The sequence below is a fragment of the Streptomyces sp. NPDC047130 genome (assembly GCF_040643475.1).
GTDB lineage: Bacteria > Actinomycetota > Actinomycetes > Streptomycetales > Streptomycetaceae > Streptomyces.
Map to the genome: position 1 here is coordinate 217,151 of NZ_JBEYUK010000003.1, position 9,064 is coordinate 226,214.

Consider the following 9,064-nt stretch of genomic DNA (forward strand, 5'->3'; position numbering starts at 1 on the left):
CCCCACCGCGGGAGATCCAGCCGCGGGAAAGGACCCCCAGATGACCTCCTCGGCCTCGGCCGAACTGTCCCGGCTGCTCTTCGACGGCAGGTACGAACAGACCCACCAGAACCTGCACGAGCTGCTGCTGGACCCCGTCTTCGACCCCCGCGAGGGGCTGAACATGACCGAGGCCGGGAAGCTGGCCTACGAACGGTCCCGGGCCGTGCACGCCGGGCTGGAACGCCCGCGGGAGATCCTCGCCGATCCGTGGCGGCTGTTCGCGCTGGCCGAGTGGCCGTCGCTGGTCGACGTCTCCACGTTCTCGCTGCTGATGGTGCACTACAACCTCGCCTTCGGCACCGTCGTGGAGCACGGCGACCGCGAGGACCTGAAGGACCTGTTCGACGAACTGGACCGGCTGGACTCCTTCAGCCCGTACATGGCCACCGAGCTGGGCTACGGCAACAACGTCGCCGCGCTGCGCACCGAGGCCGTCTACGACCCCGCCACCGAGACGTTCGTCCTGAACACGCCCGACGCCCTCGCGCAGAAGTACATGTCCTACAGCGGTTTCCAGGACGTCCCCAAGCTGGCCGTGGTGATGGCGCGGCTGAAGGCGGACGGCAAGGACCACGGCGTCTACCCGTTCCTCGTCCGGATCAGCGACGGGGAGCGGCTGTGCGAGGGGGTGCACGCGGCGCCGTGCCCGGAGAAGCCGGTGCAGGGCCTGGACAACGGCCTCACCTGGTTCGACCACGTGCGTGTGCCGCGCCGCCAGCTGCTCCACGGCGACATGGGCGGCTTCGACGACGACGGCGTGTTCCGCCCGTCGTCCGGCAACCGGCGCAAGCGGTTCCTGCGCGCGATGAACCGCATCCTGCCCGGCCGGCTGTGCGTGTCCAGCGCGGCGACGGGTGCGGGCCGGGCGAGCGTCTGGATCGCGCTGCGGTTCGCGGCGCAGCGGCTCACCAACGCGCCCGGCCGCAACGACCTGCCCGTCATCGAGTACCGCAGCCACCAGCTGGCGCTGTACACCGCGCTGGCCCGGACGTACGCGATGACGCTGCTGCTCAACCACGCCAAGCGGGAGTTCACGGCGGTGCCGCCGGACGCCGTCCCGGCGGAGCTGAACCACCTGGTGTCGATCACCAAGGCGCTGTCCACCTGGGAGATGACCGACGTCATAGCCGTCTGCCGGGAGCGCTGCGGCGCGCAGGGCATCTTCAGCGCGAACCGGATCGCGGACTACGGGTCGCTGCTGCAGGGCCTGGTGACCGCGGAGGGCGACAACCAGGTGCTGCTGGCCACCACCGCCGGGCAGATCGTCGCCCAGTACGGCGACGGTGACGGCGCCGAACCGGCCGCGGCACCCGACCCGTCCGGACGCGACCTCGGTGACCTGGCGTTCCAGGTGGCGGCGGTGCGGCACCGGGAGGCGGAGCTGCTCCGGGAGGCCGCCGCGTCCATGGCGGACGAGACCGGGGACCGGACGTACTTCGAGGCGTGGAACGACACCGTCAACACCGGCCTGGAGATGGCGCGGACCCGGGGTGTGCGGATCGCGCTGGAGTGCCTCGAGGCCGCGGTCGGCACGCTGGAGGACGAGTCGGCCCGGACGGCGCTCGGCCTGCTGGGCGCGCTGTACGGGGTCGCCGAACTGCGCCGGGACTCCGGCTGGTACCTGGCGCGCGGGGTGCTGACCGCCGAGCAGGTGGAGCGGCTGCCCCGGGAGGCGGACGCGCTGTGCGCGCGGCTCCGGCCGCACGCCGACGCCCTGATCGACGGCTTCCGCCTCTCGCCGGAGCTGCTGCGGGCGCCGATTGCCGCCGACGACTACGTGGGCGCCTTCCAGCGGCGCACGGGCGCCTTCGGTCCGGCCGGGGCTGCCGGCGGGACCTCCGGCGCGGTCGCCGAGGGGAGCTGACCGGCCATGACGCGGCACAGCTACCTCTGCCCGATCCGCTGGTCGGACATGGACGTCTACGGCATCGTCAACAACGTCTCCTACCTCCGCTACCTGGAGGAGGCGCGGGTCGACTTCATCTTCCGCATGGCGCCGACGGACGGCGACGCCTTCTTCCGGGACGGCTCGGTGGTGGTGGAGCACCGGATCCGCTACCGGCGGCAGCTGGTCCACCGGCACGCGCCGGTGGAGATCGAGATGTGGGTCTCCGACCTGCAGTCGGCGACGGTGGCCATCGACTACGTGGTCCGGGACGGCGACACCGTGTACGCCACCGCCTCGACCGTGATGGCGCCGTTCGACTACCGGGCCGGGCGGCCTCGGCGGCTGACCGAGGAGGAGATCCGCTTCTTCGAGAAGTACCTCGAGCAGACCCCGGCGGCCGGCTGACATGCGGCTGCTGCGGATCGGACCGCCGGGCGGTGAACGGCCCTGCGCGGTGGGCCCCGACGGCGTCGTGCGGGACCTGTCCTCGTGGGTGCCGGACTGGACGGGCGAGGCCCTGGATCCCGGCGCGCTGCGGGAGACGGCGGAGCGTCTGGCACGGGAGGCCGCCGGGCTGCCGGCGGTCGACCCGGCCGCCGGGCGGGTCGGCCCGCCCGTCCGGCCGGGCGGACACCTTCTGTCCATCGGGCTCAACTACCGGGCGCACGCCGCCGAGGCGGGCCTGGCGCTGCCCGACGAGCCGATCGTCGCCAGCAAGGCGCCGAGCACGCTGGTCGGCCCGTACGACGACCTGCTGCTGCCGCCGGGCGGGGAGAGAACGGACTGGGAGGTCGAGCTGGCCGTGGTGATCGGCCGGCGCGCGCGCTACCTGCCGGACCCCTCCACCGCGCTGTCCCACGTCGCGGGGTACGCCACCGGCAACGACGTCTCGGAGCGGAGCTGGCTGCTGGAACGCGGCGGGCAGTGGGTGAAGGGCAAGTCGTTCGAGTCGTTCGGTCCGCTGGGTCCCTACCTGGTCACCCCGGACGAGGTCGGCGACCCGGGCCGGCTGCGGCTGACCTGCCGGGTCAACGGCCGGACGATGCAGGACGGGACGACCGCGGACATGGTCTTCGGGGTGTCCCACCTGATCTGGTACCTGAGCCGGTGCATGGTGCTGCACCCCGGTGACGTGGTGCTCACCGGGACGCCCGGCGGCGTCGCGCTCGGCCGCCCCGACCAGCCGTACCTGCGGGCCGGCGACGTGGTGGAGGCGGAGGTGTCGGGGCTGGGCGCACAGCGGCAGCGGTGCCGGGCGGCGGTCCTCGACGACGACGGGGCGGTTCCGGACGACGGCGGGGCCGCGGCTCCGGAGGACGGCGGGGCGGCGGCCCGGACCGGCACGCGCCGGTACGCCGTCGCCGCCGGCCACGGTGCGGGTCGGCCTCTGGACACCGGGAGGCCCGCGGCCCCTGGGAGGCCCGCAGGCCCCGAGAGGAGAGACGGACGATGACCGTTCAGCAGGAACGCACGGAGCAGCCCCCGGGCGCGCCGACCGGCATCCGGGCGCGGGTGGACGACCTGCGGGCGACCAGGGAACTGGCGCGCGGCGGGCCGGACGAGCGCGCGACCCGGGCCCAGCACGCCAAGGGCAAGCTGACCGCCCGGGAGCGCATCGACGTGCTGCTGGACGCCGGCTCGTTCACCGAGGTCGAGCAGTTGCGGCGGCACCGGGCGGTCGGCTTCGGCATCGAGGACCGCAGACCGCACACGGACGGCGTGATCACGGGCTGGGGCACGGTCGAGGGCCGCACCGTCTTCGTGTACGCCCACGACTTCCGCATCTTCGGCGGGGCGCTCGGCGAGGCGCACGCCGAGAAGATCCAGAAGATCATGGACATGGCCCTCGCGGCGGGGGCTCCGCTGGTCTCGCTCAACGACGGGGCCGGCGCGCGCATCCAGGAGGGCGTCTCGGCCCTGGCCGGTTACGGCGGGATCTTCCGGCGCAACGTGCGGGCCTCCGGCGTGATCCCGCAGATATCGGTGATCCTCGGTCCGTGCGCGGGCGGTTCGGCCTACTCCCCCGCCCTGACCGACTTCGTCTTCATGGTCCGCGGCACCTCGCAGATGTTCATCACCGGACCCGACGTGGTGAAGGCCGTGACCGGCGAGGACGTCACCCAGGAGAAGCTCGGCGGCGCCGACGTGCACGCCGAACTGTCGGGCGTGGCGCACTTCGTGTACGAGGACGAGTGGACCTGCCTGGGCGAAGTCCGGTACCTGCTCTCCCTGTTGCCGTCCAACAACCGGCAGCAGCCGCCGACCGTCCCGTGCGTCGACCCGGACGACCGGCGCAACGACGCCCTGCTCGGCCTCGTCCCGGCCGAGGGCCGGCTGCCGTACGACATGCGCCGGGTGATCGAGGAGATCGTCGACCACGGCGACTTCCTGGAGGTCCACGAGGGCTGGGCCCGCAACGTCGTGTGCGGGCTGGCCCGGCTCGGCGGCCAGGTGGTGGGCATCGTCGCCAACCAGCCACTCGCCCTGGCCGGGGTGCTCGACATCAAGGCCAGCGAGAAGGCCGCCCGGTTCGTGCGCATGTGCGACGCCTTCAACGTCCCGCTGCTGTCGCTGGTGGACGTGCCGGGCTTCCTCCCCGGGGTGGACCAGGAGCACGACGGGGTGATCCGGCACGGGGCCAAGCTGCTGTACGCGTACTGCGAGGCCACGGTCCCGCGGGTCCAGCTGATCCTGCGCAAGGCGTACGGCGGCGCGTACATCGTCATGGACTCCCGCTCGATCGGCGCCGACCTCTCCTACGCCTGGCCGACGAACGAGATCGCGGTGATGGGCGCCGAGGGCGCCGCCAACGTCATCTTCCGCAGGAGGATCGCCGAGGCCGACGACCCGGAGGCCTTGCGCGCCCACCTGGTCAAGGAGTACCGGTCGGAGCTGATGCATCCCTACTACGCCGCCGAACGCGGCCTCGTCGACGACGTGATCGACCCCGCCGAGACCCGGGCGCTGCTCGTCCGCGCCTTCCGGATGCTGCGGAGCAAGCACGCGGACCAGCCGGACCGCAAGCACGCCAACATCCCCCTGTGACCCGACGGAATCGTGTCCCGACGGAATCCGTGACCCGACGGAACCTGTGACCCCTCGCCCCCGGAGCGCACCCATGACGATCACCTTCACCACCGAGCCGGCCGTCCGCCGGCCGGCCGCCGAGCGGGCGGCCCTGATGGAGTCACCCGCCTTCGGCGAGGTGTTCACCGACCACATGATCAGCATCGACTGGGAGCGGGACCGCGGCTGGCACGACGCCCGGCTGCACCCCTACGGGCCGCTGGTCCTCGACCCGTCGGCCCAGGTGTTCCACTACGGCCAGGAGGTCTTCGAGGGCATGAAGGCCTACCGGCGCCAGGACGGCACGGTGGTGACCTTCCGCCCGTACGCCAACGCGGCCCGGCTGAACCGCTCCTGCGCGCGCATGGCGATGCCGCCGCTGCCCGAGGAGACCTTCGTCGAGGCCCTCGAGCTGCTGGTCGGCGCCGACCGCGACTGGGTCCCGGACCGGCCCGGCCACAGCCTCTACCTGCGCCCCTTCATGATCGCCACCCAGCACACCATCGGCTTCTACGGCCCTTCCGCCGCCTACCGGTTCATGGTGATCGCCTCGCCCGCGGCCTCGTACTTCAACGCCGGGGCGAAGCCGCTCACCGTGTGGCTCTCCCGCGACTACACCCGGGCAGCCCCGGGCGGCACCGGTGAGGCCAAGTGCGGCGGCAACTACGCGGGAACCCTGGTCGCGCAGACCCAGGCCAGGGAGATGGGCTGCGACCAGGTGGTCTGGCTGGACTCGGCGGAACGCCGCTGGGTCGACGAGATGGGCACCAGCAACCTCTTCTTCGTCCACGGCGACCGCCTGGTCACGCCGGAGTTGTCCGGCACCCTGCTGGCGGGCGTCACCCGGGACTCGGTCCTGACGCTGGCGGCCGAGCTCGGCCTCCGGGCCGAGGAGGGGCGGATCAGCGTGGAGCAGTGGCGGGCCGACGCGGAGTCGGGGTCGCTGACCGAGGTGTTCTCCTGCGGCACCTCGTCGATGATCACACCGGTCGGCTTCGTCCGGAGCGCGGACGGGGACTGGACGATCGGGGACGGCGCGCCCGGCCCGGTCACCGAGCGGCTGCGCGCGGAGCTGACGGGCATCCAGGACGGTTCGCGGCCGGACCCGTTCGGCTGGGTCCACAAGATCGCCTGACCGGCGTCCGCCGGATCCGGGCCGACCGAAGCTGCGAAAGGGTGTGGGGAAGACATGAGTCGTTCGGTCCTCGTGACCGGAGGGAACCGCGGGATCGGCCTCGCCGTCGCGCGCGCCTTCGCGCAGGCGGGTGACAAGGTCGCGCTGACCTACCGCACGGGCGAACCGCCGCGCGCCGCGACCGACCTGGGCTGCCTCGCCGTCACCTGCGACGTCACCGACGCCGCGCAGGTGGAGCGGGCGTACAAGGAGGTGGAGACGGCGCACGGCCCGGTGGAGGTGCTGGTCGCCAACGCCGGCATCACCCGGGACCGGCTGCTGCTGCGGATGGCCGAGCAGGACTTCACGGACGTGCTGGACACCAACCTGACCGGCGTCTTCCGGGTGGTCCGGCGGGCCGCCGAGGAGATGGTCGACGCGCGGCGGGGGCGGATCGTCCTGATCTCCTCGGCGGTGGGCCTGCTGGGCGCGGCCGGGCAGACCAACTACGCGGCGGCGAAGGCGGGTCTGGTCGGCTTCGCCCGGTCCGTCGCACGCGAGCTGGGCTCACGGGGCGTCACCTGCAACGTGGTGGCCCCGGGCATGGTCGACACCGACATGACCAAGGTTCTGAGCGAGAGGCAGCGCACGGCCATGCTGGGCAACGTGCCGCTCGGGCGGAGCGCGGAGGCCGCCGAGGTGGCGGCCGCGGTCCGGTTCCTCGCCTCCGAGGACGCCTCCTACATCACCGGGGCCGTCCTCCCGGTGGACGGCGGCTGGGGCATGGGGCACTGACGCGCGGGCGGGCGCGGTCGGCGGACTTTCCCGCGGGCGTGCTCAGGAGTTCTCCGAGTGCTCCGAGTCCTCCGAATCCTCCGAGTCCTCAGGGGTGTTCCGAGACGAGGACGGCGCGCGTGCCGGACTCCAGTGCGCGGAAGACGTGTGGGACGTCCGCCGGGTAGCTGATGTAGTCGCCCGGGTGAAGTTCCACCGGTTCGTCGGCCGTGCCCACCAGGGCGCGGCCGGCGCCGATCACGACGTGCTCCACGACGCCCGGCATGTGCGGGGCGGAGGACCGCTCCGGACCCGGCTCGGCGGCGATGCTGTAGACGTCCCGCCGCGCCCCCGGCGGGGAGGCCGCCAGCAGGGTCGCCCGGTAGTCGCTCTGCGCCGAGCCGATGGCCGGTCCCTCCCCCGCGCGGATCACCTGGACGGGAGGGCGGGAGACGACCAGCAGCCGCGAGAAGGGGATCTCCAGGGCCACGCACAGCGCCCACAGCGTCTCCAGGCTGGGGTTGCCGGTGCCCGACTCCAGCTGGGAGAGCGTGGACTTGGCGAGCCCCGCGCGCCGCGCGACCTCGGTGAGGGAGAGTCCCGCCCGGACCCGTTCCGCCCGCAGGGAGGCGGCTATCACGGCCAGAGGCGGTTTGAGGGCGGGGTCGGCCTGGTGGGACACGCTCGTTCGCTCCAATGGTCAATCGTTCGCCTTGACGAACACCCTGCGAGGTGTTCACCATAAACGTCATGCGTACGTTATGGGAAACACTGGGCAAGGGACCACTGCGCGACATCGCGCTCGTCTGTCTGGCCGTCGGGGTCATCGGCCTGTCCTACGGGGCCATCTCCGTCACCTCCGGCTTCCCCTGGTGGTTCCCGGTGCTCATGGGCGCGCTGGTGCTGGCGGCGTCGTCCGAGTTCCTCTTCGTCGGGATCATCGCGGCCGGCGGCAGCCCGATCGCCGCACTGCTGGCGGGCCTGCTGGTCAACGCCCGCCACCTGCCGTTCGGGCTGGCGGTGCCGGACGTGCTCGGGCGGGGCTGGCGCGGGCTGCTCGGCACGCACCTGATGAACGACGAGACGGTCGTCTTCGCCATCGCCCAGGAGGGGGCGGCGCGCAAGCGGGCCGCCTACTGGGCCTGCGGCCTGGGCATCCTGCTCTGCTGGCCCGTCGGCGCCGCGCTCGGGGCGCTGCTCGGCAGCGTCGTCCAGGACACCGACGCCCTCGGCCTGGACGCGATGTTCCCCGCGGTCATCCTGGCGCTGATCCTCCCCGCGATGAAGGACCGGGCGCTGCGGCGCACCGCGCTGGCCGGTTCGGTGATCGCCCTGGCCGTCACCGCGTTCCTGCCGGCCGGGCTGCCGGTCCTCCTCGCCCTGGCCGCGCTGCCGCTGTACCGGACGAAGAGCCTCGAGGGAGCGGCGCGATGAGCAACCCCTTCCCGCTGCTGCCCGCGATGGCGGCGATGCTCGCTCTGGCCGCCGGGACCTTCCTGCTGCGGCTGTCCGGCCCCGCCCTGCGCGCCAAGGTCACCGTCCCGAAACAGGTCGAGAAGCTGCTGGAGGTCTCGGCGGTCGTACTGCTCGCCGCCCTGACGGCGACCGCGGCGCTCACCGAGGGCGCCGGGTTCGCCGGGGCCGCCCGGGCGCTCGGCGTCCTGGTCGGCGGGGTGCTCGCCTGGCGCAGGGCGCCCTTCCTCGTCGTGGTCCTCGCCGCGGCCGGGACCACGGCGCTCCTGCGTCTCGCCGGCGTTCCGTAGAGCCCGGCCCCGACGGTTCGAGACGCCCGGAGGAAAGCCTTCGGGCGCTCTCGCCATTTCCCCGACAGGCGCGGCGGACCGACAAATTCAGCCCGTTGGCGAAATGCAGCCCCTCATCTCAAATATTGGATTCGGCATTGCCCACTCCAGTAGTCACCGAGTAACTTTACGTAAGGCAACGACCTCCAAGAGGCCAGCCACCCGTGTGCGCATTGCTCGGCTTTCGTTCCGGATGCCGTTCCATCGAGATGCTCGGGGGGACCGTCGTGGGTGAGGGAGTCAGACTCCTTCCACTGTCCGCAGCGCAGGATCGCCGCCGTTTGGCCTGTTCAGGCCGCGTGGCGGATCCTCCACCCGCCTCTTTCGGCCGTCCGGAATTCTTCTGTCCGACGGATGTCGGCCACGTGGGCCCGGGAT

The 9,064-nt window shown here is 72.5% G+C and carries 8 protein-coding genes and 1 pseudogene; 8 read left to right on the plus strand and 1 reads right to left on the minus strand.

What is annotated here, in order from left to right; translation table 11 throughout:
* The first annotated feature begins 40 nt into the window (after positions 1 to 40).
* The 6 genes and pseudogenes from ABZ836_RS06125 (at position 41) to fabG (ending at position 6,905) form a co-directional block, all read left to right on the plus strand.
* A complete protein-coding gene (locus tag ABZ836_RS06125) occupies positions 41 to 1,906 on the plus strand; it encodes an acyl-CoA dehydrogenase (RefSeq protein WP_361139793.1) in 1,866 nt (621 codons plus the stop codon).
* Positions 1,907 to 1,912: 6 nt separating this feature from the next.
* The gene (locus tag ABZ836_RS06130) at positions 1,913 to 2,335 is read left to right on the plus strand and encodes a thioesterase family protein (RefSeq protein ID WP_356127705.1); all 423 of its coding nucleotides are present in this window, start codon (positions 1,913 to 1,915) and stop codon (positions 2,333 to 2,335) included.
* A 1-nt stretch (position 2,336) separates the two neighbouring features.
* A pseudogene (locus ABZ836_RS06135) lies at positions 2,337 to 3,191 on the plus strand (fumarylacetoacetate hydrolase family protein); the annotation flags it as partial.
* Positions 3,192 to 3,379: 188 nt separating this feature from the next.
* Positions 3,380 to 4,975, plus strand: coding sequence for an acyl-CoA carboxylase subunit beta (locus ABZ836_RS06140; protein WP_361139796.1), 1,596 nt, complete (start codon positions 3,380 to 3,382; stop codon positions 4,973 to 4,975).
* Between the two features lie 73 nt (positions 4,976 to 5,048).
* Complete coding sequence (locus tag ABZ836_RS06145; protein ID WP_361139799.1) at positions 5,049 to 6,131, plus strand: branched-chain amino acid aminotransferase; 1,083 nt, start codon at positions 5,049 to 5,051, stop codon at positions 6,129 to 6,131.
* Positions 6,132 to 6,185: 54 nt separating this feature from the next.
* Positions 6,186 to 6,905: a 3-oxoacyl-[acyl-carrier-protein] reductase gene (fabG, locus tag ABZ836_RS06150; RefSeq protein ID WP_361139802.1), complete on the plus strand. Its 720-nt coding sequence runs from the start codon at positions 6,186 to 6,188 to the stop codon at positions 6,903 to 6,905.
* A gap of 88 nt (positions 6,906 to 6,993) precedes the next feature.
* Here fabG and ABZ836_RS06155 read toward each other — a convergent pair whose 3' ends face one another.
* Entirely contained in the window at positions 6,994 to 7,581 is a 588-nt protein-coding gene (locus ABZ836_RS06155; protein WP_361139805.1) for an XRE family transcriptional regulator, read from the minus strand.
* 53 nt (positions 7,582 to 7,634) lie between these two features.
* Between ABZ836_RS06155 and ABZ836_RS06160 the strand changes: the two genes are divergently transcribed.
* Together ABZ836_RS06160 and ABZ836_RS06165 are read left to right on the plus strand one after the other, a co-directional pair.
* Positions 7,635 to 8,318, plus strand: coding sequence for an AzlC family ABC transporter permease (locus ABZ836_RS06160; RefSeq protein WP_356127717.1), 684 nt, complete (start codon positions 7,635 to 7,637; stop codon positions 8,316 to 8,318).
* Entirely contained in the window at positions 8,315 to 8,647 is a 333-nt protein-coding gene (locus ABZ836_RS06165; RefSeq protein WP_356127720.1) for an AzlD domain-containing protein, read from the plus strand. Before ABZ836_RS06160 ends, ABZ836_RS06165 begins: the two co-directional genes overlap by 4 nt.
* Positions 8,648 to 9,064: the final 417 nt, after the last annotated feature.

What these genes read in the sequence shown, in the direction of transcription:
- ABZ836_RS06125 (WP_361139793.1), top strand. Translation starts at nt 41, where the DNA reads ATGACCTCCTCGGCCTCGGCCGAACTGTCCCGGCTGCTCTTCGACGGC.
- ABZ836_RS06130 (WP_356127705.1), top strand. Translation starts at nt 1,913, where the DNA reads ATGACGCGGCACAGCTACCTCTGCCCGATCCGCTGGTCGGACATGGAC.
- ABZ836_RS06140 (WP_361139796.1), top strand. Translation starts at nt 3,380, where the DNA reads ATGACCGTTCAGCAGGAACGCACGGAGCAGCCCCCGGGCGCGCCGACC.
- ABZ836_RS06145 (WP_361139799.1), top strand. Translation starts at nt 5,049, where the DNA reads ATGACGATCACCTTCACCACCGAGCCGGCCGTCCGCCGGCCGGCCGCC.
- fabG (WP_361139802.1), top strand. Translation starts at nt 6,186, where the DNA reads ATGAGTCGTTCGGTCCTCGTGACCGGAGGGAACCGCGGGATCGGCCTC.
- ABZ836_RS06160 (WP_356127717.1), top strand. Translation starts at nt 7,635, where the DNA reads ATGCGTACGTTATGGGAAACACTGGGCAAGGGACCACTGCGCGACATC.
- ABZ836_RS06165 (WP_356127720.1), top strand. Translation starts at nt 8,315, where the DNA reads ATGAGCAACCCCTTCCCGCTGCTGCCCGCGATGGCGGCGATGCTCGCT.